25 protein-coding genes are annotated in these 23,495 nt (G+C 62.9%); 16 read left to right on the top strand and 9 right to left on the bottom strand.

Annotated elements, in window-relative coordinates:
* The first annotated feature begins 92 nt into the window (after positions 1 to 92).
* Both ACE2AA_RS15435 and ACE2AA_RS15430 read left to right on the top strand, forming a co-directional pair.
* Complete coding sequence (locus ACE2AA_RS15435; protein WP_395370378.1) at positions 93 to 1,472, top strand: trehalose-6-phosphate synthase; 1,380 nt, start codon at positions 93 to 95, stop codon at positions 1,470 to 1,472.
* 48 nt (positions 1,473 to 1,520) lie between these two features.
* Positions 1,521 to 3,347, top strand: a complete 1,827-nt coding sequence (locus ACE2AA_RS15430) for an ABC-F family ATP-binding cassette domain-containing protein (RefSeq protein ID WP_395370376.1) — start codon at positions 1,521 to 1,523, stop codon at positions 3,345 to 3,347.
* Here ACE2AA_RS15430 and ACE2AA_RS15425 read toward each other — a convergent pair.
* The gene (locus ACE2AA_RS15425) at positions 3,335 to 4,339 is read right to left on the bottom strand and encodes a Gfo/Idh/MocA family protein (RefSeq protein ID WP_395370374.1); all 1,005 of its coding nucleotides are present in this window, start codon (positions 4,337 to 4,339) and stop codon (positions 3,335 to 3,337) included. The genes ACE2AA_RS15430 and ACE2AA_RS15425 overlap by 13 nt on opposite strands.
* Before the next feature lie 276 nt (positions 4,340 to 4,615).
* Here ACE2AA_RS15425 and secD point away from each other — a divergent pair, with 276 nt between their 5' ends.
* The gene (secD, locus tag ACE2AA_RS15420) at positions 4,616 to 6,166 is read left to right on the top strand and encodes a protein translocase subunit SecD (RefSeq protein ID WP_141262309.1); all 1,551 of its coding nucleotides are present in this window, start codon (positions 4,616 to 4,618) and stop codon (positions 6,164 to 6,166) included.
* 13 nt (positions 6,167 to 6,179) lie between these two features.
* Positions 6,180 to 7,130: a protein translocase subunit SecF gene (gene secF / locus ACE2AA_RS15415; protein ID WP_141302519.1), complete on the top strand. Its 951-nt coding sequence runs from the start codon at positions 6,180 to 6,182 to the stop codon at positions 7,128 to 7,130.
* Between the two features lie 146 nt (positions 7,131 to 7,276).
* Here the strand turns inward: secF and ACE2AA_RS15410 are convergent, their stop codons facing one another.
* Positions 7,277 to 7,726 carry a hypothetical protein gene (locus ACE2AA_RS15410; protein ID WP_395370372.1) on the bottom strand — a complete coding sequence of 150 codons (450 nt, stop codon included), beginning with the start codon at positions 7,724 to 7,726 and terminating at the stop codon, positions 7,277 to 7,279.
* Positions 7,727 to 7,861: 135 nt separating this feature from the next.
* Positions 7,862 to 8,377, bottom strand: coding sequence for a large conductance mechanosensitive channel protein MscL (gene mscL / locus ACE2AA_RS15405; protein ID WP_141262307.1), 516 nt, complete (start codon positions 8,375 to 8,377; stop codon positions 7,862 to 7,864).
* Between the two features lie 250 nt (positions 8,378 to 8,627).
* Here mscL and rpmE point away from each other — a divergent pair, with 250 nt between their 5' ends.
* From rpmE to ACE2AA_RS15390, 3 genes are all read left to right on the top strand, one after another.
* Positions 8,628 to 8,858 carry a 50S ribosomal protein L31 gene (gene rpmE / locus ACE2AA_RS15400; protein ID WP_010507580.1) on the top strand — a complete coding sequence of 77 codons (231 nt, stop codon included), beginning with the start codon at positions 8,628 to 8,630 and terminating at the stop codon, positions 8,856 to 8,858.
* A gap of 186 nt (positions 8,859 to 9,044) precedes the next feature.
* Positions 9,045 to 9,578 carry an Hsp20 family protein gene (locus ACE2AA_RS15395; RefSeq protein ID WP_395370371.1) on the top strand — a complete coding sequence of 178 codons (534 nt, stop codon included), beginning with the start codon at positions 9,045 to 9,047 and terminating at the stop codon, positions 9,576 to 9,578.
* Between the two features lie 250 nt (positions 9,579 to 9,828).
* Positions 9,829 to 10,416 carry a DUF1013 domain-containing protein gene (locus ACE2AA_RS15390; protein ID WP_141262305.1) on the top strand — a complete coding sequence of 196 codons (588 nt, stop codon included), beginning with the start codon at positions 9,829 to 9,831 and terminating at the stop codon, positions 10,414 to 10,416.
* Positions 10,417 to 10,458: 42 nt separating this feature from the next.
* Here the strand turns inward: ACE2AA_RS15390 and ACE2AA_RS15385 are convergent, their stop codons facing one another.
* Positions 10,459 to 10,629 (bottom strand): YdcH family protein, encoded by a 171-nt coding sequence (locus ACE2AA_RS15385; protein WP_010507586.1) that lies wholly within the window; start codon positions 10,627 to 10,629, stop codon positions 10,459 to 10,461.
* Between the two features lie 160 nt (positions 10,630 to 10,789).
* Here ACE2AA_RS15385 and ACE2AA_RS15380 point away from each other — a divergent pair, with 160 nt between their 5' ends.
* The 3 genes from ACE2AA_RS15380 to ACE2AA_RS15370 are packed head-to-tail and all read left to right on the top strand — an operon-like array spanning position 10,790 to position 12,669.
* Complete coding sequence (locus tag ACE2AA_RS15380; RefSeq protein WP_010507587.1) at positions 10,790 to 10,990, top strand: YdcH family protein; 201 nt, start codon at positions 10,790 to 10,792, stop codon at positions 10,988 to 10,990.
* Between the two features lie 24 nt (positions 10,991 to 11,014).
* Positions 11,015 to 11,530 carry a 5-(carboxyamino)imidazole ribonucleotide mutase gene (gene purE, locus ACE2AA_RS15375; RefSeq protein WP_141262304.1) on the top strand — a complete coding sequence of 172 codons (516 nt, stop codon included), beginning with the start codon at positions 11,015 to 11,017 and terminating at the stop codon, positions 11,528 to 11,530.
* Positions 11,527 to 12,669, top strand: a complete 1,143-nt coding sequence (locus tag ACE2AA_RS15370; protein WP_141302469.1) for a 5-(carboxyamino)imidazole ribonucleotide synthase — start codon at positions 11,527 to 11,529, stop codon at positions 12,667 to 12,669. Before purE ends, ACE2AA_RS15370 begins: the two co-directional genes overlap by 4 nt.
* Here ACE2AA_RS15370 and ACE2AA_RS15365 read toward each other — a convergent pair whose 3' ends face one another.
* Complete coding sequence (locus tag ACE2AA_RS15365; protein WP_395370370.1) at positions 12,670 to 13,341, bottom strand: RadC family protein; 672 nt, start codon at positions 13,339 to 13,341, stop codon at positions 12,670 to 12,672.
* Between the two features lie 83 nt (positions 13,342 to 13,424).
* Here ACE2AA_RS15365 and ACE2AA_RS15360 point away from each other — a divergent pair, with 83 nt between their 5' ends.
* Entirely contained in the window at positions 13,425 to 14,117 is a 693-nt protein-coding gene (locus ACE2AA_RS15360) for an HAD hydrolase-like protein (protein WP_110556709.1), read from the top strand.
* A 6-nt stretch (positions 14,118 to 14,123) separates the two neighbouring features.
* Here the strand turns inward: ACE2AA_RS15360 and ACE2AA_RS15355 are convergent, their stop codons facing one another.
* A complete protein-coding gene (locus ACE2AA_RS15355) occupies positions 14,124 to 14,801 on the bottom strand; it encodes a JAB domain-containing protein (RefSeq protein WP_395370369.1) in 678 nt (225 codons plus the stop codon).
* 86 nt (positions 14,802 to 14,887) lie between these two features.
* On the opposite strand from ACE2AA_RS15355, the gene ACE2AA_RS15350 reads away from it, so the two are divergent.
* The 5 genes from ACE2AA_RS15350 to ACE2AA_RS15330 all read left to right on the top strand — a co-directional run bounded on the left by ACE2AA_RS15350 (position 14,888) and on the right by ACE2AA_RS15330 (position 21,513).
* Complete coding sequence (locus ACE2AA_RS15350) at positions 14,888 to 17,101, top strand: ATP-dependent helicase (protein ID WP_395370368.1); 2,214 nt, start codon at positions 14,888 to 14,890, stop codon at positions 17,099 to 17,101.
* Positions 17,102 to 18,004 (top strand): 50S ribosomal protein L11 methyltransferase, encoded by a 903-nt coding sequence (locus ACE2AA_RS15345; protein ID WP_141302463.1) that lies wholly within the window; start codon positions 17,102 to 17,104, stop codon positions 18,002 to 18,004.
* Positions 17,997 to 18,515, top strand: coding sequence for a GNAT family N-acetyltransferase (locus tag ACE2AA_RS15340; RefSeq protein ID WP_141262299.1), 519 nt, complete (start codon positions 17,997 to 17,999; stop codon positions 18,513 to 18,515). The genes ACE2AA_RS15345 and ACE2AA_RS15340 overlap by 8 nt, the downstream gene beginning before the upstream one ends.
* Positions 18,516 to 18,539: 24 nt before the next feature.
* Positions 18,540 to 20,312: a M24 family metallopeptidase gene (locus ACE2AA_RS15335; protein ID WP_395370367.1), complete on the top strand. Its 1,773-nt coding sequence runs from the start codon at positions 18,540 to 18,542 to the stop codon at positions 20,310 to 20,312.
* 172 nt (positions 20,313 to 20,484) lie between these two features.
* Entirely contained in the window at positions 20,485 to 21,513 is a 1,029-nt protein-coding gene (locus ACE2AA_RS15330; protein WP_141262297.1) for an isocitrate/isopropylmalate dehydrogenase family protein, read from the top strand.
* A 192-nt stretch (positions 21,514 to 21,705) separates the two neighbouring features.
* Here ACE2AA_RS15330 and uraH read toward each other — a convergent pair whose 3' ends face one another.
* The 3 genes from uraH to puuE are packed head-to-tail and all read right to left on the bottom strand — an operon-like array spanning position 21,706 to position 23,494.
* A complete protein-coding gene (gene uraH, locus ACE2AA_RS15325; RefSeq protein ID WP_141262296.1) occupies positions 21,706 to 22,062 on the bottom strand; it encodes a hydroxyisourate hydrolase in 357 nt (118 codons plus the stop codon).
* The gene (uraD, locus tag ACE2AA_RS15320) at positions 22,059 to 22,574 is read right to left on the bottom strand and encodes a 2-oxo-4-hydroxy-4-carboxy-5-ureidoimidazoline decarboxylase (protein ID WP_395372232.1); all 516 of its coding nucleotides are present in this window, start codon (positions 22,572 to 22,574) and stop codon (positions 22,059 to 22,061) included. Before uraD ends, uraH begins: the two co-directional genes overlap by 4 nt.
* Positions 22,575 to 22,582: 8 nt before the next feature.
* The gene (gene puuE, locus ACE2AA_RS15315; protein WP_395370366.1) at positions 22,583 to 23,494 is read right to left on the bottom strand and encodes an allantoinase PuuE; all 912 of its coding nucleotides are present in this window, start codon (positions 23,492 to 23,494) and stop codon (positions 22,583 to 22,585) included.
* Between the last annotated feature and the right edge of the window lies 1 nt (position 23,495).

The following is a 23,495-nucleotide window of genomic DNA, read 5'->3' as shown; positions in this document are numbered from 1 at the left end:
CCTGTATGGCCCGGCGTGTATGGTGCCAGTCGTCGGCCGCACGGTCGGCTGGGGCTGATCCGCCATGCGACAGCTTATCAGAAAGGGCAGTAATGAAACGGCTGGTCATCGTATCCAATCGCGTTCCCGTTCCCAAGGAGGGGCTGCGCCCCGGCGGCCTCGCGGTTGTGCTGAAGGACCTGCTGGCGCGCAAGGGGGGCATGTGGTTCGGCTGGAACGGCACCTGCCATCCCGATGCGGCGCACCTGCCACCCGAAATCCAGCAGGCGGAAGGGGTGGAATATGCCACCATCGGCCTGACGCCCTCGGAACACCGCAACTACTATACCGGCTTTTCCAATTCCACGCTGTGGCCGCTCATGCACTCCCTGCCCGAGCACATCCATTTCGAGCGGCGGGAACTGGCTACGTACTGGTCGGTCAATGAACGGTTCTGTGAAAACCTGCTGCCGCTGCTGCGCGCGGATGATGTCATCTGGATACACGACTATCACCTGCTGCCGCTTCCCGCCCTGCTGCGCCGCCATGGCGTGCGTCAGCCCATCGGCTTTTTCCTCCATACCCCCTTTCCCGCACCCGACATGCTGGCCACGGCGCCTGATGGCGGCACGTTCCTGCGTGACCTGCTGAAGGCGGACCTGCTGGGATTCCAGACGGCGGACGACACGGCCAACTTCATTTTCGCCGCCACCCGCAAGGCCGGGGCCATAGCAGAAGATGACCATACCCTGACATTCGAAGGGCGCCGCGTGCATGTCGGCACTTTTCCCGTGGAAATCGATCCCCAGACCTTTGCCCAGACAGCCGTCACCGCCGCCGGATCACAGGACCTGCGCCGGCTGTCCGGTTCGCTGGCGGGACGCAAGCTGGTCTTTGGCGTGGACCGCATGGACCCGACCAAGGGGCTGGACCACCGGCTGGCGGGCTATGAACGCCTGCTGGAAACCTATCCCGGGCGGGAACGGCAGGTCACGTTCCTGCAGATCGCGGCCGAAAGCCGGACAGACGTACCGTCCTACCAGGCGTTGCGCAACAAGCTGGAACACCAGATCGGCAAGCTGAACGCCCATAAGGGCCAGGCCGACTGGACCCCGCTGCGCTTCCTGACACGTGGCAGCCCCCGGCCCACCGTGGCCGGTTACATGCGGCTGGCGGATATCGGCTACATCACCCCGCTGCGCGATGGCATGAACCTTGTAGCCAAGGAATTCATCGCAGCCCAGGACCCCGAAAATCCCGGCGTGCTGATCCTCTCGCGTCTTGCAGGCGCCGCAAAGCAGCTTGAGGCGGCCTTACTTGTCAACCCGCTGGATCATGATGAAATGGCCGATGCGCTGGAACGTGCGCTGGCCATGTCGCCCGAAGAACGGCGCGAACGCTGGCAGGCATGCTGGAACAGCATCGCCAACCGCACGGCCCTTGGCTGGGGGCTGTCGTTCCTGAACATCCTTGAAAACGCGGCGCGGCGTTAAACCCACACCGGCCTTGCGCATGGGGTGGTTGAGAATACATAAGTGGGCATGGCTTCACCTCCCCTTCTTCTCCTTCAGGACATCACCCTGACCCTTGGCGGTGCGCCGCTGCTCAATGGCGCGGGCTTCGGCGTTGGACCGGGCGAGCGCGTCTGCCTTGTCGGGCGCAATGGCTGTGGCAAATCCACCCTGCTGCGCATCGCGGCGGGTGAGATACAGGCTGATGACGGCACCGTTTTCGTACAGCCCGGCACCACCGTGCGCTACCTGCCGCAGGAACCCGACCTGTCGGGCTTCGCCACCACGCTGGATTATGTCCGCGCGGGCATGGGACCGGGTGATCCGGAATACCGCGCCGAGCTGCTGCTGACCGAACTGGGCCTGAACGGCACGGAAGACCCGGCTACCCTGTCGGGCGGGGAAGCCCGTCGCTGCGCGCTGGCGCGTGCCCTGGCCCCCGAACCCGACCTGTTGCTGCTGGACGAACCCACCAACCATCTGGACATGCCCACCATTGAGTGGCTGGAGCGCGAACTGCTGTCGCTGTCATCGGCCATGGTCATCATAAGCCATGACCGCAGGCTGCTGGAAACGCTGTCGCGTTCGGTCGTATGGCTGGACCGGGGCGTTACCCGCAGGCTGGATCAGGGATTCGCCCGGTTCGAGACATGGCGCGAGGAAGTGCTGGAGCAGGAAGAACGCGACAGCCACAAGCTGGACCGCCAGATCGCACGTGAAGAAGACTGGATGCGTTACGGCGTGACCGCGCGGCGCAAGCGCAATGTCCGTCGCGTGGCCGAACTGGCCGAACTGCGCAATACCCGCCGCACCGCCATAAGGCAGCCCGGTGGTCTGAAAATGGAAGCCCGCGAAAGCGACCTGTCGGGCAAGCTGGTCGCGGTGGCGGAAGACATGTCACGCGCCTATGATCCTGCCCTCCCGGTAGTCAGCCATCTGGACCTGCGTGTCCTGCGCGGGGACCGGCTGGGGATTGTCGGTGCCAATGGCGCGGGCAAGAGCACCCTGCTGCGCCTGCTGACGGGGCTGGACAAGCCGGATTCCGGTACCATCAATATCGGCAGCGCCCTCAATGTCGTGACACTGGACCAGCAGCGCCGCTCGCTTGATCCCAACACCACGCTGGCGGATACGCTGACGGGTGGCGGCGGCGACATGGTGCAGGTTGGCGATGAAAAACGCCATGTCATCGGCTACATGAAGGACTTCCTGTTCCGCCCCGAACAGGCGCGCACACCGGTAGGCGTGTTATCAGGCGGGGAGCGCGGGCGACTGATGCTGGCCTGCGCACTGGCGCGGCCATCCAACCTGCTGGTGCTGGATGAACCGACCAATGACCTTGATCTTGAAACGCTCGACCTGCTGCAGGACATGCTGGCGGCCTACTCCGGCACGGTGCTGCTGGTCAGCCATGATCGTGACTTCCTTGACCGGGTCGCGTCCTCCATCCTGATGGCGGAAGGTGACGGGAAATGGGTGGAATATGCCGGTGGCTACAGCGACATGCTGGCCCAGCGGCAGGATGCCACGCTGGCTGCACGCCCCCGTCAGGACCGCGCGGAAACGACACCGGCCAAGACCGATGTGACGCCTTCCGCTTCCCCCCGGCAGCCAGCGCGCAAGATGTCGTACAAGGACAAGCACGCGCTGGAACAGCTACCGAAGCAGATGGCGGCGCTGGAGGCGGATATCGAACGCCTGCGCGCCATCCTGTCCGATGGGGGACTGTATGCGCGCGACCCGGCTGTCTTTACCACCACCACCGCCGCGCTGGAAAAGGCGGAAGCCGACCTGACAGCGGCGGAAGAACGGTGGCTGGAGCTCGAAATGCTGCGTGAGACGCTTCAGTCTTCCTGAACGGGGGGGATAATCAGGCCGGACGCCTCCATCCGCGCGCGGGCGGCGGCGATTCCCTGTGTCACCGCCAGTGCCGCGGCCAGCGCCCGGCGGCCCGCCGCAGCATCCACCAGCACTTTCGCGCCATCAAGGCAGGACGCCGCGAAGGCGGTATGCTCCGCCGCCAGCGTATCATGATCCCGCCACGTCACGGATTCGCGCCGGAATCCGCCCGATCCGGGCAAAGGCAGGCCACGCGTGCGCCCGATCATGGTCAGTTCGCGCTTCATGAAATCGGCAGACAGGTAGCCTTCCTGTGAAAAGACGCGCATTCGCCGCTCGGTCTTGAGCGAAATGCGGCTGGCCGCGATGGTGGCGACACAGCCGTTTTCAAAACGCACGCGGGCGTTGGCGATGTCCTCGAAAGGTGAACTGACGGCAGCCCCCAGCGCATCGACACTTTCGATCGGGCTGTCCACGATGGACAGCACCAGATCAAGGTCATGGATCATGAGGTCAAGGATCACCGATACGTCCGTCCCGCGCGGCTTGTACGGCGCAAGGCGCGTGGCCTCGATATACAGTGGACGCGAAATCCGGTCAGTAATGGCCTGATGTTCAGCGGAATAACGCAGCAGGTGCCCGACCTGCAGCACAACGCCATGCACCTGCGCCAGATGCGCAAGCTCATCAGCCTGCGCCAGTGTTTCCGCCATGGGCTTTTCCACCAGCACATGCTTTCCCGCAGCCAGTGCAAGCCGGGCGAGGTCGAAATGATGCTCGGCGGGGGCCGCGACAATAATGGCATCGGAACAGGCCAGCAGGTCGGGGTATGACACGACGGGCGCACCGCCCGCCTCCGCCGCGACCTTGCGCGCACGCGTGGTATCGGGATCGTGGATGCCGGTCAGGACCTCACGCGCGGACGCCCGTACCTTGAGCGCGTGGAAACGGCCGAAATGCCCCGCCCCCACAATGCCGACGCGTAACAACCGCATTCCCGCCTGCGTCATGTCCTGCCCTTCCTGCCTGTTTCGGGTCCGTAGCTGTTTTCCGGATTAGCAGCCCGCCACCCCGTCGCACACCCCCGCTGACCGCACGGGCGGCATGACAGGGCGGGAAAATTGCGGCAAAACGGCAACGGCGGCGGCCCTGCCGGCGTATCAGCGGTTGCATCATCGGGCGGGGACCGGCATGTTCCCGCCACTGATTTTTCGCACACGCGATACACTAGACCATGCCGGACAAGGGAACCGGCCAGCCGGGCGTAGGGAGCTCTCCATCAAGTCATGATGTATTACAGTCGGCTCAGAATGGCTTCGGTCATTGGCGTATGTCTGATCGGGCTGGCGCTGTGCCTGCCCAATGTCATCCGCCAGCCCATGGCGTCCCTGCCATGGCGGCAGATCCATCTGGGTCTTGACCTGCGGGGCGGGTCCTACCTGCTGCTGCAGGTTGATATGAACAGTGTGACAGCCGACAGGCTGCGCGGACTGCAGGATGAAACACGCCAGACCCTGCTGAAGAATTCGCTGGGCTACCGCAATCTGACCACCAGCGCACATGGCGTGACATTCACGCCCCGCACACCGGAAGAAACGCAGCCCGACCTGAAGGTGCTGCGCGCCATGCCGATGAACGTGCCGGACGAATTCAGGGTAGAACAGGCCGAAGGCGGTCAGGTCACCATCACCCTGTCGGCCGAGGCCGCACGCCAGCGCGCCTATGATGCGGTGACCCAGTCGATCGAGATCGTACGCCGCCGTATTGATGCAACCGGCGCCATCGACCCCGAAATCACCCGTCAGGGCGATGACCGGATCATTGTCGAACTGCCCGGCATCAGTGACCCCGAACGGGTGAAAAACCTGCTGGGCACCACGGCGAAGATGACGTTCCACCTGGTCGCGGATTCCGCCATCGGGTCCGCCGTGCCGCCACCGGGCGTGGAAATGCTGCCCATGACCGACGGGCAGAGCAAGCTGCCGGTCTTCTCGCACGTGGATGTGGATGGCGCGGATCTGACCAACGCCAGTGCCTCGATCGACCAGCAGAGCGGCGAATGGGCAGTGAACTTCACCTTCGATTCGACCGGGGCGCAGGAATTCGGGGAGGTAACGCGGGCCAATGTCGGCAAGCGCTTCGCCATCGTGCTGGATAACAAGGTGATCGAGGCCCCGGTCATCCGTACCGCCATTACCGGCGGCAGCGGGCAGATCACCGGTGGTTTCAGCGCGCAGCAGGCAACCGACATGGCGCTGCTGCTACGTGCCGGCGCACTGCCCGCACCGCTGAACGTGATCGAACAGCGGTCCATCGGTCCGTCGCTCGGGGCTGATTCGATCCGGGCGGGCGGCTACAGCCTCGCCGCCGGTTTCGTGCTGGTGATCGCATTCATGGCGCTGTTCTATGGCCGGTTTGGCTGGTACGCGAACATTGCCCTGCTGGCCAACCTAGTGCTGATGACGGCCATCCTGTCGCTGTTCGAGGCAACGCTGACCCTGCCGGGCATGGCGGGCATGCTGCTGACCCTGGGCATGGCGGTGGATGCGAACATCCTGATCAACGAACGCATCCGCGAGGAAGTGGCCCGTGGCCGCAGCGCGCTGCAGGCCATGCAGGCAGGCTTCGAACGCGCGACCGGCACGATCGTGGACAGTAATGCCACGGCCCTGCTGGCGCATGTGATGCTGTTCGTTTTCGGGACCGGGCCGGTCCGGGGCTTCGCGCTCACGATCACGATCGGTATCGTGACCACCCTTTTCACCACCCTTCTTCTATCCCGGATGCTGATGGTACGCTGGTATGCCCGCACACGTCCCAGCACCCTGCCGGTCTGAGGCGCGCCGAATGATGTTTGATCGTCCCCTTCTCCGGTTCGTGCCGCGTGGCACGAAAATCAACTTCATGCGCGGCCGCTTCATCGGGCTTGCGACATCGGCGGTGCTGTCAGTCGCCTCGCTGATCCTGTTCTTCCATCCCGGCCTGACGCTGGGGCTGGATTTCCGGGGCGGCATCGTGGTGGAAGCGCGCACGCAGGGACCAGCGGATTTCAACACCATCCGCGCGGCCCTGAGCGCCCAGCACGTGAATGCCGCGGGCGTGCAGTCCTTTGGCGGACCGGATGACGTGCTGATCCGCCTCGATACGCCACCGGACAGCGAACCCGACCATGAAGCGCGCACGCAGGCCATGGTCGATTCCGTGCGCCACGCCATCGGCACCCTGCCCGGCGCACAGGTGCTGAGGGCTGATGCGGTCGGCGCTTCGGTGTCAAAGGAACTGTTTCGTAACGGCATGCTGGCGCTGGGCATCAGCCTGCTCATGATCCTGGCCTATATCTGGTTCCGCTTTGAATGGGAGTTCGCGGTCAGCGCGGTGGTGACACTGGTGCTGGACCTGACCAAGGCCATTGGCTTTCTGGTCATCACGCATTTCGAATTCGATCTGGTGATGGTGGCCGCCATTCTGACCATCCTTGGCTATTCCACCAATGACAAGGTGGTGGTCTATGACCGCGTGCGTGAAAACCTGCGCAAGTACCGGACCATGCCGCTGGCGGAACTGATTGACCTGTCGATCAACGAAACACTCAGCCGTACGCTGGGCACGTCATCGACCGTGTTTCTTGCAGCCCTGCCGCTGGCGCTGTTTGGCGGGGCCAGCCTGTCAGGATTTGCCTGGGTAATGCTGTTCGGGATCGTGGTGGGCACGTCGTCCTCCATCTTTATCGCGGCACCGCTGCTGCTGCTGATGGGGGAAAAGCGCCTGCGTCGCGACGCAAGGCCAGCCGCGCGCAACTGACATCGGGCATGGGGCACCCGCGCGACGGATACGTGCGGGACCAGCCCTGACATAAAGACGTTTTTCGGTGAAGCTTTTCCAAAAATGCTTCAGGAAGGTGACGCCTTAAAAAATGCGGCACCCAGAACTTTAATTTATCAATATTCTTACTTATGGGCGGATGTGGCCGGTTGCGGCGGCATCCGCCCTTTTGCATCAGGACTGGCGGGACCGTTCGGCAGACAACTGGCCGGCATCCTGCCGCCCAGCGTGGACGGGTCGGGCTGGTTGGTGCACGCCACCATCAGTTCCACCGCCTGCCGCCCATTACGGCGCGCCTTGCGCGATGGCCTGGTCAGGGCAGCGAGGATCATGCTCTTGCCGTATTTGAGCGAGGTCGCCATGTCGTACACCTGCTGTCCTGACAGCCCGCCATCCTGCAGACGGCTGACCATGCCCCCTTCGGCCATGAAATAGGATGTAATCAGCAGGTAATCCTGTGCCGGGGCCGATAGGCGGGACATGTCCGCCCGCGGGGCTGCATGGCACCCCGCCAGCAGGACCACTGCCGACAGGACCAGCCGCCGCCCGCGCACATATCGTGTAATATCAATCATAAGCCAGCCACCTTCGCCATACCGGGGGATATTGGGCAGTCCTGCCCCCCGGCACAAGGGCGGTCATGGGCACGCCAAAAAAAACGGGCACCCGTCCGGGTGCCCGTCCTGCAGTCCAGAAACCAGTATGTGGGATCAGGCCTTGGGCGCGGTCGTGGCCGCCTTCTGGGCCGCTTCCGTCTTCAGCACGTCAAGGATGTCCTGCAGCAGCACTTCATTGCGCGGCGGTGCAGGCGGGGTCGCGGGCTTTTCAGCTTCCTTTTTTACCGTCAGGCGGTTGATGGCCTTCACCACCCAGAAAATCACGAAACCGATGATGACAAACTGGATCACCGCGTTCAGGAACAGGCCGATATTGATCGTGACCGCACCGGCCTTCTGTGCATCGGCCAGTGTCGCCATGTGCGGGCCACGCAGGGTGATGAACAGGTTGGTAAAGTCGATACCACCGATCAGCAGGCCCAGTACCGGCGTGAACACATCCTTCACCAGGCTGTTCACGATGGCGGTGAACGCAGCGCCCACGATTACACCGACCGCAAGGTCAACCACATTGCCGCGCATGAGAAATGAGCGGAATTCCCCCAGCCAACCGGGTACATGAAGATCCTTGACGTGCAGTTCGGGCACGTGATCCGGCAGTTTCGCCATGAATGCCAATCCTTATTTGATGGAATACGTCCTAGCTCTAGCAACATCCTGACATCATGACGACTATATATTATCGTATTGCTTTTCCATTCCGCCAACATGATGCAAGCGGGTAACACCGGGGGACGAAGCAGGCAGGACGGGCTTTTCTTGCCATCGGGTGTTGATCTTGCCGGCACTTGTCGTCTATACGCCTGCCGATACAACGCCCCCGGTCGGCATCGGTGGGCCCAGCGCGAAAGTGTTTGAAATGAAATCCGGCATCCACCCCGACTACCACGAAATCAATGTCATCATGACCGATGGCACCGAATACACGACCCGTTCGTGCTACGGTAAGGCTGGCGATACGCTGCGCCTGGACATCGATCCGAAGTCCCACCCGGCGTGGACCGGCGTGCAGCGCATGATGGACACCGGGGGCCAGGTCGCCAAATTCAACAAGAAGTTCGGCGCACTGGGCCAGCGCAAGAAGGGCTGATTGCCCCTTCCTCCCGATCAGGTCTGAAGTCTGTGGCAATGCCCGGTCCCTTGAACAGGGGGCCGGGCATTCCCATGTCTGGGATGTGCCGGACGCCCGTGGCGGGTCCGTGCGCATCACCCAAAATCGCGGTTCGCCCGATCGGGGAACCGCATGACAGCAGACCTTGCTTCATGGAGGTTTCACATGGCTTATGATTTCGCACCGCTGTTCCGCAGCGCCATAGGATTTGACCGTCTGGCCCAGCTTGTCGATACGGCGGCACAGAACCCGGTCGGTTCGTCCTATCCCCCCTATAACATCGAAAAACTGTCCGACGCGCAGTATACGCTGACAATGGCGGTCGCGGGCTTTGGTCCCGATGACATTGAACTGACGGTACAGGACAATACCCTGATCGTGTCCGGCCGCGTCAGCGACGCCACGCAGGGCAGCAGGGAAATACTCTATCGCGGCATTGCCACACGCGCGTTTGAACGCCGTTTCGTGCTGGCTGACCATGTCGTGGTGGAAAAGGCCGACCTGACCAACGGCCTGCTGCGCATTGCAGTGCGCCAGATCGTGCCCGAGGCGCTGAAGCCGCGCCGCATTCCCATTTCCTCCGGTCAGGCCGTGGCGGACGACAACGCCCCACCGGTCGAAGCCGCAACCGACGGGGTGGCCGGGGCGATCACGGCAGATGCCACCGCGACCTCACAGCGTGCAAGCTGTGCCGCATAAAAGGGCGATCATAGCGTATTTGCTGCGGGGGCAGGCCATGGGCCTGCCCCTGTTTTTATTGATGGGAAACATCCGGGGCGGGTGGATTGAAGTCTTGACCTTTGCCACCCGCAACCGTCATATCACTTCCACGAGTGTTTTCTGTTTCTGGCGCGCCAGCAGGTACGCACGGTTCCCGTTTTGTCAGGGGGCTGTTTCAAACACCATTTCAGGTGCCTGCGTGTGGCGCCACACGCTGTAGGACCTGAGAATGACTGCCCTGCCCTTAATGCCCAAGGCAACCGCCGTGTGGCTTATTGAAAAGACGGCGCTGACCTTTACCCAGATTGCCGCATATTGTGGAATGCATCCCCTTGAAGTCCAGGCCATCGCGGACGGGGAAGTCGCACAGGGAATCCGGGGCTATGACCCGATTGCCCACCACCAGCTGACACAGGCGGAAATTACGCGTTGCGAAAAGGACCCCGAGGAACGCCTCAAGGGACTTCCGCCCGCAAACCCGATCAACCGCCGCTCCAAGGGCGCGCGCTATACTCCGGTGGCCAAGCGTAATGACCGTCCGGACGCGATCGCCTTCATTCTGCGCAATTTCCCGCAGCTGTCGGAACAGCAGACCAGCAAGCTGCTGGGCACCACCAAGGACACCATTGAGAAAGTGCGTACCAAGCAGCACTGGAACAGCGCCAACATCAAGCCACGTGACCCGGTGACGCTGGGCCTGTGCAGCCAGACGGACCTGAACGCCATGGTGGCCGCCGCCAATGAACGGCTGGCACGCGAAGGCCAGGCCGTACCGCCGCCGCTGGAACTTGATGACGACAGCGAACACGGCATCTGACACACATCCCGCCGCCCGGCATGCCGGGCGGCGGGGATGGGATCAGCCCAGCCGGGCCAGGCGCTCGATCTCCTCCTTCACACGAAGTTTCTCAAGCTTGAGCCGCCGCAGCGCGCCCTCATCGGGCATGGGCCTGCGGTCTTCATCGAAAATACGGGCATCAAGCCGCGCATGACGGGTTTTAAGGCTGTTGATACGTGCTTCGTACGACATGGAATCCTCCAGCGTCTTTACTGCAACCCGATCAGGCTAGACCAGACGATGCTGCAATTTCCATGCTAAAATTGCAGCACCTGGGGATCGTGTCCGGCATTTCGCCTTTTGCGGCGGATATGCTTAGGATACGACATGTCCACTTAACAGATGAGCCGCCATGCTGACAGATCGGGACACCCTTCTTCGCAAGCTGCACGAACTGCGCAGCGAACATCGCGACCTTGATACGGTCATAAGCCGCATGGCCCAGCAGGTGACGGACCAGTTGCAGCTCCAGCGCCTGAAAAAGCGCAAGCTGCTGCTGAAGGACGAAATCACGTGGCTGGAAAGCCGCATGATCCCCGACAGTATCGCCTGATTCCCTGACGAGAGTATTTCAATCGTGAGCCTTTCCCCCCTTCCGTCCTCCGGCACGAAATCCCCGCGCGTGGGGCTGATCATGGGCAGCCAGTCCGACTGGGAAACCATGCGCCATGCCACCGCCGTGCTGGAAACACTGGATATCGCGCATGAAGTGCGCATCGTCTCCGCCCACCGCACGCCCGACCGGCTGGCGGAATATGCAAAATCGGCGCAGGGACGTGGCCTGTCGGTCATTATCGCGGGTGCCGGGGGGGCCGCACACCTGCCGGGCATGTGTGCTGCGTGGACGGCGTTGCCGGTGCTGGGCGTTCCTGTCGAATCACATGCGCTGAAGGGGATGGACAGCCTGCTGTCCATCGTGCAGATGCCCGGCGGCATTCCCGTGGGCACGCTGGCAATTGGCAAGGCGGGGGCGACCAACGCGGCGCTGATGGCAGCGTCCATCCTTGCCCTGTCCGACCCGGCCCTTGGCGCACGACTGGCGACATGGCGGGCGAAACAGACGGAAGCCGTGGCGCAGGAACCGGTGCAATGACGCAGCTTGCCCCCGGTTCGGTCCTGGGCATCGTTGGCGGTGGGCAGCTTGGCCGCATGTCTGCCATTGCTGCCGCCCGCCTTGGCTACCGCGCCCATATCCTGACGACCGAATCTGACGGGCCAGCCGCACAGGTGGCGCATGCCATCACCCTTGGCCGGTATGACGACCATGACGCCCTGCGCCGCTTTGCCGACGCGGTGGATGTCATCACATTTGAATTCGAGAATATCAGCGCCGACGGGCTGGACCTGCTGTCCAGCATCCGTCCGGTGCACCCCGCCGGTCATATCCTGCGCACGAGCCAGGACCGTATCGCCGAAAAGACCTTCATGGCGGAAAACGATATTCCGGTGGCCCCGTGGCGGGGCGTGCATGCCCGCGCCGACCTGGACCAGGCGGCGGAAGCGCTGGGCTACCCCTTCATCCTCAAGACCACGCGCCTTGGCTATGACGGCAAGGGGCAGGCCCGCATCCATGATGCGTCGGAACTGGACGCCGCATTCGACAGCCTGCGCCCCCACCCGCTGGTGGCCGAGGGCATGGTCCAGTTCGCCTGTGAAGTCAGCGTGATGGTCGCCCGTAATACGTGCGGGGATATCGTGACCTTTGACGTGACGGAAAACCGCCATCGCAACGGCATTCTGGACATAAGCCTTGCCCCGGCCCGAATCGCACCCGACCTTGCGGCACGGGCGCAGGATCTTGCACGCCGCATTGCCACGGCGCTGGATCTGACTGGCCTGCTGGGGGTCGAGATGTTCGTGGACCGTGACGGCAGCCTGCGCGTGAACGAAATTGCGCCCCGGCCCCATAATTCCGGCCACTGGACCATGAATGCCTGTCCCGTGGACCAGTTCGAGATGCATGTCCGCGCCGTGACCGGCCTGAAGCTGCCATCCGCCAGCCGCCACAGTGACGCCGTCATGAAAAACCTGATCGGTCCCGATGACATGGCCCTGTGGCCTGAAATCGTGGCGGCACCCGGCCTGCTGGCGCACCATTACGGCAAGGCGGCAGCCCGCCCCGGGCGCAAGATGGGGCATGTGAACGTGCTGTTCCCCAAGGGCGCGTTGCCCGGTGAATTCGGGGTGGAAGCAGCCCTCGGCCCGCTGGCGCGCCCGTTGGATGATGCGTAACTAGACCAGCAGGCCCGCTTCGCGGAAGCTGTGGGTGCAGCCATTGCCCACGATGATGTGATCATGCACCGTGACCTGCATGATCCTGCCGATCTGGGCGATACGCAGGGTCATTTCGATATCGGCAGGCGAGGGTTCCGGCTGGCCGGCAGGGTGATTATGCGCCAGCACCAGACGTCCTGCCCCCAGCGCCAGCGCGCGACGCATGATTTCGCGCGGATAAACCGGGGAATGGTTGACCGTGCCGGTGCCCATCAGTTCATCGGCCAGAAGGTGGAACTGTTCATCAAGGAACAGCACGCGGAACTGTTCGATCACTTCATGGCCCATGCAGGCCTGCAGGTAGGCCACCAGCCCCGCATGCCCCGCCAGTATGTCCGTGCGCCGCACGCGGGCGCGGTGCAGGCGCAGCGCCGCCTCCCGCACCACCGCCAGCAGGGGCGGCAGGACGGTTTCACGTCCCGTTACTTCATCCAGTCCCCCCACATGCGCCGACAGCGCCATGCCTGCCGAGCCAAATCGGGCAAGGAAACTGGCCGCCAGCCGGTCTGGCGCGGGATGGGATGGATCAAGCGTGCGGATCAGGCGCTGCAGGAAAGCATGGTCATCCGCCCGGCTGACGCCGCCGCCAAGGGGAATCGTGACCGGTTCGGGCGATGTGTGATCGTGCAAACGGTGATTTCCCAACAATTTCAGGACAAATGCCGCCTCGATGGTGCATGATGCGGATCAAAATAAGGAGGTTATGAACCTGCATGCCGTTTCATGAAAACCATACCGTACTTTTTGACCTGGACGGAACCATCGTCCGTTCCCGCGATGGCATTGTGGAGTCCATTTACGCCGTACTGCGCGACCTTGGGCATGAGCCCGACATGTCGGTCGACCTGACATGGGTGGTCGGCCCCCCGCTGGAGGAACTGATCGCCCATATCCTTGCCCATTATGGCGATGACCGGGTGCAGGAGGCGATGGCGCTTTACCGCAAGCATTACGAATCGGAAGGCATGCACAAAAGCCCGGTTTTTGACCACATGCGCAACGTGATTGAAACCCTGTCGGCAGAAGGGGTGCGGCTGTTTGTCGCGACATCCAAGCCACGCCACCTTGCGCGCAAGATCCTGCACCTGCGCAACCTGGTGCAGTATTTCGATGGTCTGTCTGGCGCGCGCGCCGATGACAGCGGCGCGGAAAAGCCCGAACTGATCGCAGCCGTGCTGCGTGAACATGACATCCGGCGTGAAGACGCGCTGATGATCGGTGACCGGCGCTTTGACATAAGCGGTGCGCATGCCAACCACGTCCGCGCCCTTGGCGTGCTGTGGGGATATGGCACGCGGGAAGAACTGACGCAGGCTGGCGCCGATGCGCTGGTCAGCCAGCCATCCGAACTGCTGGACGCCATCCGCCAGCAGTTTGCCGCGGCCGAAGCCCATCCGCACGCCTGATCGCGTCTATTCCGGCAACATCGCCCGCATGCTGACGCATGTTCCGCCGCCGCGCACCACGCAGTCGTGCATGACCAGCCCCAGCAGGCGGGCATGGGTATGCAGCATGCGGGCAAACCGCAGGTCGGCGGCACTTCCCCCGTCAGGCGGTCTCTGCTGCCCCATGTCCCTGACCGCGACAAGCGATACGGCATGCAGTTCCAGCGCGCGCGAGAGCACGGCGCGGCACATATCAGCCGGCGGGGCAGTGCCGACTGCTTCATCGGCCAGTACGTGCCGCACGGAATCAAGATGGAACAGCCGCCACCCGTCGGGATCATGCGCGGGCAGCCGGTCACAATAGGCCAGCACCGCCGCCATGTCCGCGAAAATCACCTGTCCGCGCAGGTCAGGATGGGCCAGACGCCGCGCAACCTGTGCCGGACAACCCAGCACCGCCACCCCGCGCGGTCCCAGCCCCGCCGCGCGCAAGGCAGCCGGGCTGGCGTCCAGCACGGCTTCAAGACTGCCAAAACCGGCTACAAGCGCCTTGGCCTGCGGCTTGGTATCGCGCCGTGGCACGGCCGCAAACAGAAGAACCTCCAGCAGTTCATAATCAGCCAGAGAATGCGCGCCCGCCGTGCGGATACGCCTGCGCATGCGCGCCCGGTGGCCGCCTGGTCCCGTTCCCCTGCCCGTATTCATGCTGTCCTGTCCCTCACCGCATTTCCCCACATCATGATTGATAGCATTGGTTACCCGGCGACGGGATTGCTATAGAAGATAATGTCATGGACAGCCTTATCCCCACCGGCCGCGTGCCGGATTACCTGAACCGCCTCAATCCCGAACAGCGGGCCGCGATTGAAACCACGGATGGCCCGCTGCTGGTGCTCGCCGGCGCGGGCACGGGCAAGACGCGGGTGCTGACCACGCGGTTCGCGCATATCCTGCTGTCGGGCCGCGCACGGCCCAACCAGATCCTTGCCGTAACCTTTACCAACAAGGCCGCGCGCGAAATGCGCGAACGTGTCAGCGCGCTGCTGGGTGAACCGGCGGAAGGGCTGTGGCTGGGCACGTTCCACGCCCTGTGCGCGCGCATGCTGCGCCGCCACGCGGAATATGTGGGACTTACCAGCAGTTTCACCATTCTTGATACCGATGACCAGCTGCGCCTGCTCAAACAGGTACTTGAACCCTACCGCATCGACACCAAGCGCTGGCCACCCCCGGCCATCATGGGCGTGATCCAGCGGTGGAAGGACCGCGGGCTGGTGCCCGATGCCATCACGGCGGCCGAGGACACGGATTTCGCCAATGGGCGCTGTGCCGAAATCTATACGGATTACCAGTCCCGGCTGCGGCAGCTGAACGCGTGCGACTTTGGCGACCTCATGCTGCACATGACGGAAATCCTGCGCAAACACCCCGATGTACTGGCGCAGTATCACCGTTTCTTCCGCTACATCCTGGTGGACGAATATCAGGACACCAACACCATCCAGTATCTGTGGCTGCGGCTGCTGGCGCACCGGTCAGACCAGCCGTCGAACATCTGCTGCGTGGGGGATGATGACCAGTCGATCTATTCCTGGCGCGGGGCGGAAGTGGAAAACATCCTGCGCTTCGAACGCGACTTCCCCGGTGCGAAGGTCGTGCGGCTGGAACGCAATTACCGCTCCACCCGACAGATCCTGGCTGCCGCGTCGGGCCTGATCGCGCATAACGAGGAACGTCTGGGCAAGACCCTGCACCCCGGCCGCGAGGATGCGGAAGGCGAGAAGGTGCGCGTCATTTCCGTGCAGGATTCGGATGACGAAGCCCGCATGGTCGGCACCGAGATCGAACGCCTGCGCGCCGATGGCCACACGATGAGCGAAATCGCCATCCTTGTCCGCGCCGGTTTCCAGACCCGCGCGTTTGAAGAACGGCTGATTACCCTTGGATTACCCTATCGCGTGGTCGGCGGCCTGCGCTTTTACGAACGCGCCGAAATCCGCGATGCCATCGCCTATATGCGCGTGGTCAACCAGCCATCCGACGATCTTGCGTTTGAACGCATCATCAACGTGCCGCGCCGGGGCGTGGGCGCCACGGGCCTGCAGAAAATGCACATGCACGCCCGTGAACGCCAGATCCCGCTAACCGCTGCCGTGCTGGAAATGCTGGGCACGGGCGACATCAAGGGCCGGGCGAAGGGCCAGCTTGCCGCCCTCATGCATACGCTGGGCACCACACGCGACATGCTGGGACGCGAAGGGCATGTCGTCGCCATCGACCACCTGCTGGAGGAGAGTGGGTATATCGACATGTGGAAAGCCGACAAATCCCCCGACGCGCCCGGACGGCTGGAAAACCTGAAGGAACTGGTGCGCTCGCTGGCGGATTATGAAAACCTTGGCGGCTTTCTTGAACACGTCGCCCTCGTCATGGATACCGAGGACAGGGCGGGTGAAGACAGCATGAGCATCATGACGCTGCATGGCGCCAAGGGGCTGGAATTCGACACCGTGTTCCTGCCTGGATGGGAGGAAGGTGTCTTCCCGTCCCAGCGCACGCTGGATGAAGGTGGGCTGAAGGGGCTGGAGGAAGAACGCCGCCTTGCCTATGTGGGCATTACGCGCGCGCGCAAGCTGGCGATTATCAGCCACGCCGCCAACCGCCGCATATACGGCAACTGGCAGTCCGCCATTCCCAGCCGCTTTGTCGAGGAACTCCCCGCCGAGCACACCGAGACACGCGGCGATACATCCAACAGCCGGCGCAGCTTCCTTGGCCGTCCTGCCGTGTTTGGCAGCACGCCTTTCCCGCTGGTGGCGTCCCGGCGGGTGCATGATGTCACACCTTCCACGTCCAAGGCTTCGGGCATGAAGGTGGGAGTGCGTGTATTCCACCAGAAATTCGGCTACGGCACGATTACCTCGGTCGAGGGAAACCGGCTGGAAGTCGCGTTTGAAAAAGCAGGCCCCAAGCGGGTGATCGATACATTTGTTGAGCAGGTATAGATGAGCCTTTCCCCCCGGCGTCACGCCACAGAACTGGAAACCATATCGGTCACGGTCCCGCCTGACGCGGTTGAAGCGTATGAATCCGCCCTGTCCACCGTCTGCACCACCATCGGCATTTTCGAAGTCGATGACAGCCAGACCCTGTGGCGCGTTGAAGGCGTCAAGGATACCGGCAGCGGGGAAGACGAACTGCGCGCTGCCCTGATCGTGGCGGCCCTGACCAGTGGCGTCGATGCCGAACTGGAACGCAGCCACACGGAATCCGAAGGCTGGCTGGCACGCACCTACGAATCCTTTCCCGAACAGCTTGCGGGCAGGCGCTTCGCCATCCGGGGCACGCATCTTGAACCCACCACCAGCCCACAGCGCATCACCATCACGCTGGATGCGGGCGTCGCCTTCGGGTCGGGGGAACATGGCTCGACCCGTGGCTGCCTGCGCGCGCTGGAAATGATCGCCTGTCGCAGGCCGCGGCGTATCCTCGACCTTGGCTGCGGGTCGGGCATCCTGGCCATGGCGGCTGCATCCCTGCTGCACAAACGCGTGCTGGCGACCGATATCGACCCGTGGTCCGTGCGCGTGACCCGGCGCAACGCGGCCATGAACGGGCTGTCCAACCTGGTGGAATGCCATCTGGGCAATGGCTGGTCCACGCCCGCCATCCGCCACCATGCGCCCTATGACCTTGTATTCGCCAATATCCTTGCCCGCCCGCTGTGCAGCATGGCGGCCGATCTTACGCGCAACCTGCTGCCCGGTGGCACCGCCATCCTTGCGGGGCTGCTGAATACACAGGTGCGCATGGTACTGGCAGCCCACCGCCGCCACGGACTTGTGCTGGAACGCCACCTGCGTGAAGGGGACTGGGGCACGCTCATCCTGCGCAAACCCAATGGCTGATACCGCGCGCCTGCTGATCCGTGATGCGACGGATGCGGATATTCCCGCCATTGTCGAAATCGTCAATCACGCCATCCGCAACAGCACATCCATGTGGGAAACCCACGAAACCACCATCGCCGCCCGGCTGGAATGGCTGCATACCAGTCAGGCCAGCGGGTTTCCCGTGTTGGTGGCCGAAACGGATGACGGCCACGTGGCGGGTTACAGCAGCTGGAAAACCTTCCGACCCTTTTCTGGCTACCGGCATACGGTCGAGCATTCGCTGTACATCGCCCCGGCGTACAAGCGCCGCGGCATTGGCAGCGCCCTGCTGCAGGCATTGTGCGACCGGGCGAAGGAGGCGGAGGTGCATGTCATGATCGCAGGCATTACCTCCACCAACATCGCGTCACGCAGGCTGCATGAACGCTTTGGTTTCCAGCATGGTGGCCTGCTGCCCGAATGCGGCACGAAATACGGGCGGTGGATGGACCTTCTGTTCCTGTACCGCATCATGTCCGTTTCCTGATCCCCCACCCAAAAGGATATGCCCATGCCCCCAGCCCCAAACCGCCCCGACGCACTGCGCGCCGTGCTGAAGCAGATGGGCGTTGACGGATTTATCCTGCCCCGTGGGGATGAACACCTGGGCGAATATGTCGCCCCCTGCGCCGAACGTCTGGCGTGGCTTACCGGCTTTACCGGCAGCGCGGGAATGGCGGCGGTGCTGCCAGACGTGGCCGCCGTCTTTTCCGACGGCCGCTACATCACCCAGATGGACCAGCAGGTGGACGGCTGTGCATGGGAACGGCTGCATATCAGCAGGGTCCCGCCCGCCACATGGCTGGCGCGGCATGGCGCAACCTGCCGGATTGGCTATGACCCGCGCCTGATAAGCGAAAGCGCACTGCGTCCGTTCAGTGATGCGGGGCTGGCGCTTGTCGCCCTGCCCGCCAACCCGGTTGACCGGATCTGGACCGACCGCCCTGCCCCGCCCTGCACGCCCTGTGTCCCGCAACCCGAGGAATGGGCCGGGCAGTCCAGCCGGGACAAGCGCGCGACCATGGCGTGCGCCCTGCGCGACGCGGGTGAGGCGGCGCTGGTGCTGAGTGACCCGGCATCAATCGCATGGCTGCTGAACATCCGTGGCCGCGACGTGCCGTACACGCCGCTCAGCCTGTCCTTCGCCATCGTGCATGATACCGGGCGCGTTACATTACTGATCGACCCGGCCAAGGTCTCCGGCACGACGCGGCAGTGGCTGGGAGATGACGTTACGATTGCGCCGCCTGCCGCGCTGGAAGATACCCTGCGCGTCCTGTCTGGCGCGCGCGTGCAGGTGGACCCGGCCAGCAACGCCGTATGGTTCATCCAGACGCTGGAGGATGCAGGGGCCACGGTCGTTCGCAAGGGCGATCCATGCCTGTTGCCCAAGGCGATCAAGAATGAAACCGAACAGGAAGGCAGTCGCCGCGCCCACCTGCTGGACGGGATTGCCATCTGCCGTTTCCTGCACTGGCTGGATGAAAACGCCTTGATTACGGCGGAACTGGCAGCGGCGGAACAACTGGACCGCTTCCGCGCCGCCTGTCCTGACTACCGGGAGGAAAGTTTTCCCGCCATTTCCGGTTCCGGCCCCAACGGCGCGATCATCCATTACCGCGTAACACCCGAAACCGACCGCAGGCTACAGCCGAACGAGGTCTACCTGATCGACAGCGGCGGACAGTATCCCTTTGGCACGACCGATATCACCCGCACGGTCTGGACCGGGCCTGACGCACCGGGGACCGACGTGCGTGATGCCTTCACCCGCGTGCTGCGCGGGCATATCGCGCTGGCCCGCGCGCATTTTCCGCATGGTGTGACCGGCCATGCGCTGGATGCCCTCGCCCGGCATGCGCTATGGGAGGGCGGGCTGGATTATGACCATGGCACCGGGCACGGAATTGGCAGTTATCTGTCGGTGCATGAGGGCCCAGCCACCATTTCCCCCGTTTTCCGCCCCGTAAAGCTGCACGCGGGCATGATCCTGTCGAATGAGCCGGGCTATTACCGTCCCGGCGCGTTCGGCATTCGCCTGGAAAACCTGCACCTGGTCCAGCCATCCCCCACGGCGGAGGCGGGACGCAGTTTTCTGGAATTCGAGATCCTGACCCTGGCCCCGTTCGACCGGCGGCTGATTGATGTGGCCAGCCTTCAGGAAAATGAAATTGCCTGGCTGGATGCCTATCATGCACGGGTTTTTGAAAGGGTCGCCCCACATCTGGGAAGTCAGGAACGCACATGGCTTGGCGTTGCATGCGCGCCGCTGAACGCCGGATAATGTGACTGCAAAACCACGACCATGACCCGGTGGCCCGATTGTCACACGGGGCGTGGGGGCCTAGGACTTTTAACCAGTTCCGACGGGGCACCCGGCAACGAACCGGGTCCGCCAAGCCGGTGCGCATGCTGAAACGCTTTTCAGTAGCAAGCACAAAGGGAGACGTTCGAGAATGTCTACAGAAAAAACAATTCCCGCCACCCTGATTCCGGGTGACGGAATCGGGCCTGAAATCGTCCAGTCCGTGACCGAGATCCTGGATACGGTCGGTGCCCCTTTCAAATGGGAAAAGGCTCTTGGCGGTGTCGCGGCTCTTGACGCCACCGGCAGCCCGCTGCCCAAGGAAACGATCGAAAGCATCCGCCGCACCGGCCTTGCGCTGAAAGGCCCGCTGACAACCCCGGTCGGTGGTGGCTTCAAATCCATCAACGTGACACTGCGTCAGGAGTTCGGCCTGTTCGCAAATGTCCGTCCCACCAAGACGATCGTGCCCGGTGGCCGTTTCGAGAACATCAACCTCGTCATCTTCCGCGAAAACCTCGAAGGGTATTACGCGGCGATGGAAAACTACATTCCCTACGGTGATGACCCGCACGCCATCGCCACCAGCGCAGGCTACACCACGCGCAGGGAATGCAACCGCATCGTCCGTTACGCCTTTGAATACGCGGTCAAGAACAACCGCAAGCGCGTGACCCTGGTGCACAAGGCCAACATCCTGAAGCTGCTGACGGGCCTGTTCCTTGAAGAAGGCCGCAAGGTCGCCAAGGAATACGAAGGCCGCGTGGAAGTGAACGAGCGCATTGTCGACGCCTGCGCCATGCAGCTTGTGACCGATCCGTGGCAGTATGACTGCATCGTCACCACCAACCTGTTCGGTGATATCCTGTCCGACCTGACCGCCGGTCTGGTTGGCGGCCTTGGTCTGGCGCCGGGTGCGAACATTGGCGAAAAGGCCGCCGTGTTCGAAGCCGTTCATGGTTCCGCACCCGATATCGCGGGCCAGAACAAGGCCAACCCGACCTCGCTGCTGCTGGCTGCCAACATGATGCTGGCACATGTGGGCCGTCAGGATCTGGCCACCCGCATCGACAAGGCCATCGAGAAAGTCATCACTTCGGGCGCCGTACGCACGGGCGACCTTGGTGGCAAGGCCACCACGACCGAACTGACCGCCGCCCTGAAGCAGGCGCTGGTCTGATACGGTTTTTCCCCGCGGCGGCCAGCCTGTCGCGGGATACGAACAAGGGCCGTGGCAGGATATGCCACGGCCCTTGTTGTTCAAGGCATTCCTGGTGAAGCTTTTTTCAAAAAGCTTCACCAGGAAACACCGCCGGTTTGAAAAAAGGCGGCGCCAGAAAAATTTCTATTCCAAAATAATTCCTTAACCCGCTCAGCTACCGCGATAGGTCGAAAACCCATAGGGCGAAACCAGAAGCGGCACATGATAATGTCCCCCCTTTTCCCCCGGTGCCACCTGCGCCATGCCAAAGACGATAGGCACGACATCAAGGAATGGCGGGTCCGACAGGCTGACATCACGGCTGCGGAAATAATCCGCCACGGTGAATTCCAGCCGGTAGGTACCAGCTTTCATGTCCCCCGTCTGCTGGCCCAGTTCCGGGCAGCGGCCATCCGCATTGGTTACGCCACGGAACAGGCAGTCCTGACCCGTCCACAGGCTGATCGCCATGCCTGCGGCGGGCCTGCCTGATACAAGGTCAAGAACGTGGGTGGAAAGGGTGCTCATGGTTCCTGCTCCAGCCGCGCCAGCACATCCGCCAGACGCAGGGCGGCAATCTTGTTGATTTCACGCAGGGCAGCCTGCTGTTCGGCTTCGGGCGTGTTTTCCAGACGGCTACGCATTCCGTTCAGGATGCCGTCCTTGTCCGATCGCCGCACGCAGATAATGAACGGAATGCCGAATTTGGTGGCATAAGCGTCATTCAGCGCGCGGAAGGTGGCGAATTCATCCGGCGTCAGACGGTCCAGCCCGGCGGAGGCCTGCTCGGCCGCCGAAGCCGATGTCAGCGTCGGGTCCACCCCCATGCGCTGCGCCAGTTCGGGGTGGGCGCGGATCAGCGCCATTTTTTCCGCACTGGTTGCCCGGTCCAGTTCATGGCGCATGGCAGCCAGCATCGCCTCCATGTCAGCGAAGGGACGATGGGCATATGCGCGCTGGGCGATCCAGGGGGAATGTTCGTATATCGGGCCAAACAGCTCCACAAACCTGACGGTGGAGGCGCGATTGACCCGGTCCATCACGTCTGTCATGCCGGATGCACCGCCAGCCAGTGCCGGGCGATATCCAGCCGGGTCGCGACCCAGACCTTTTCCCGCGTGGCGATGTAATCAAGGAAACGCGCCACCGCACGCGCACGCCCCGGACGGCCCGCCACACGGCAGTGCAGGCCAACCGACATCATGCGCGGCCTGTCAGCCCCCTCCTCATACAGTTCATCGAAGGTGTCGCGCAGATAGTTGAAGAACTGCCCGCCTTCGGTAAAGCCGTTGATCGCCACAAAACGCATGTCATTCACATCCAGTGTATAGGGCACGATCAACTGGGCACGACCATGGCTGCGATCATAATACGGCAGGTCATCAGCATAGGAATCCGCGTCATAGACAAAGCCGCCTTCTTCCGCGATCAGCCGGGCGGTATTGGGGCTGGTCCGCCCCTGGTACCAGCCCAGAGGGCGTGATCCGGTCAGCTTTGTATGCAGCGCGATGCATTCCTGAATATGTGCGCGTTCCACTGCTTCAGGCACATGCTGGTAATCAATCCAGCGTAACCCGTGGGATGCGATTTCCCATCCTGCTTCCTTCATCGCCGCGACGGCGGCCGGGTTGCGCGCCATGGCCGCTGCCACACCAAACACCGTCAGCGGCTGCTGGCGTTGGGTAAAGATGCGGTGCAGCCGCCAGAACCCGGCACGAGAGCCGTATTCATACAGGCTTTCCATCGCGATCGCACGCGCGCCGGGAATGGACTGCGCCCCGATCATTTCCGACAGGAAGGCTTCCGACCCGCGATCGCCATGCAGGACCGAATTCTCGGCCCCCTCCTCGTAATTGATGACGAACTGTACCGCGATCCGCGCGCCACCCGGCCATTGCGCATCTGGCGGATTGCCGCCATAGCCGACCAGATCGCGGGGATAGACACCTGTTTCAGACATT

Origin of the sequence: Komagataeibacter diospyri (genome assembly GCF_043995075.1) — a bacterium.
Taxonomy (GTDB): Bacteria; Pseudomonadota; Alphaproteobacteria; order Acetobacterales; family Acetobacteraceae; genus Komagataeibacter; species Komagataeibacter diospyri.
The sequence above is the reverse complement of the archived record's forward strand: the minus strand, read 5'-3'. Positions and strand labels throughout refer to the sequence as shown.

Bases quoted from the DNA above. Each gene is read 5' to 3' on its own strand.
- ACE2AA_RS15435 (WP_395370378.1), top strand. From the start codon at position 93: ATGAAACGGCTGGTCATCGTATCCAATCGCGTTCCCGTTCCCAAGGAG.
- ACE2AA_RS15430 (WP_395370376.1), top strand. From the start codon at position 1,521: ATGGCTTCACCTCCCCTTCTTCTCCTTCAGGACATCACCCTGACCCTT.
- ACE2AA_RS15425 (WP_395370374.1), bottom strand. From the start codon at position 4,339: ATGACGCAGGCGGGAATGCGGTTGTTACGCGTCGGCATTGTGGGGGCG.
- secD (WP_141262309.1), top strand. From the start codon at position 4,616: ATGATGTATTACAGTCGGCTCAGAATGGCTTCGGTCATTGGCGTATGT.
- secF (WP_141302519.1), top strand. From the start codon at position 6,180: ATGTTTGATCGTCCCCTTCTCCGGTTCGTGCCGCGTGGCACGAAAATC.
- ACE2AA_RS15410 (WP_395370372.1), bottom strand. From the start codon at position 7,726: ATGATTGATATTACACGATATGTGCGCGGGCGGCGGCTGGTCCTGTCG.
- mscL (WP_141262307.1), bottom strand. From the start codon at position 8,377: ATGGCGAAACTGCCGGATCACGTGCCCGAACTGCACGTCAAGGATCTT.
- rpmE (WP_010507580.1), top strand. From the start codon at position 8,628: ATGAAATCCGGCATCCACCCCGACTACCACGAAATCAATGTCATCATG.
- ACE2AA_RS15395 (WP_395370371.1), top strand. From the start codon at position 9,045: ATGGCTTATGATTTCGCACCGCTGTTCCGCAGCGCCATAGGATTTGAC.
- ACE2AA_RS15390 (WP_141262305.1), top strand. From the start codon at position 9,829: ATGACTGCCCTGCCCTTAATGCCCAAGGCAACCGCCGTGTGGCTTATT.
- ACE2AA_RS15385 (WP_010507586.1), bottom strand. From the start codon at position 10,629: ATGTCGTACGAAGCACGTATCAACAGCCTTAAAACCCGTCATGCGCGG.
- ACE2AA_RS15380 (WP_010507587.1), top strand. From the start codon at position 10,790: ATGCTGACAGATCGGGACACCCTTCTTCGCAAGCTGCACGAACTGCGC.
- ACE2AA_RS15370 (WP_141302469.1), top strand. From the start codon at position 11,527: ATGACGCAGCTTGCCCCCGGTTCGGTCCTGGGCATCGTTGGCGGTGGG.
- ACE2AA_RS15360 (WP_110556709.1), top strand. From the start codon at position 13,425: ATGCCGTTTCATGAAAACCATACCGTACTTTTTGACCTGGACGGAACC.
- ACE2AA_RS15355 (WP_395370369.1), bottom strand. From the start codon at position 14,801: ATGAATACGGGCAGGGGAACGGGACCAGGCGGCCACCGGGCGCGCATG.
- ACE2AA_RS15350 (WP_395370368.1), top strand. From the start codon at position 14,888: ATGGACAGCCTTATCCCCACCGGCCGCGTGCCGGATTACCTGAACCGC.
- ACE2AA_RS15345 (WP_141302463.1), top strand. From the start codon at position 17,102: ATGAGCCTTTCCCCCCGGCGTCACGCCACAGAACTGGAAACCATATCG.
- ACE2AA_RS15340 (WP_141262299.1), top strand. From the start codon at position 17,997: ATGGCTGATACCGCGCGCCTGCTGATCCGTGATGCGACGGATGCGGAT.
- ACE2AA_RS15335 (WP_395370367.1), top strand. From the start codon at position 18,540: ATGCCCCCAGCCCCAAACCGCCCCGACGCACTGCGCGCCGTGCTGAAG.
- ACE2AA_RS15330 (WP_141262297.1), top strand. From the start codon at position 20,485: ATGTCTACAGAAAAAACAATTCCCGCCACCCTGATTCCGGGTGACGGA.
- uraH (WP_141262296.1), bottom strand. From the start codon at position 22,062: ATGAGCACCCTTTCCACCCACGTTCTTGACCTTGTATCAGGCAGGCCC.
- uraD (WP_395372232.1), bottom strand. From the start codon at position 22,574: ATGGACCGGGTCAATCGCGCCTCCACCGTCAGGTTTGTGGAGCTGTTT.
- puuE (WP_395370366.1), bottom strand. From the start codon at position 23,494: ATGTCTGAAACAGGTGTCTATCCCCGCGATCTGGTCGGCTATGGCGGC.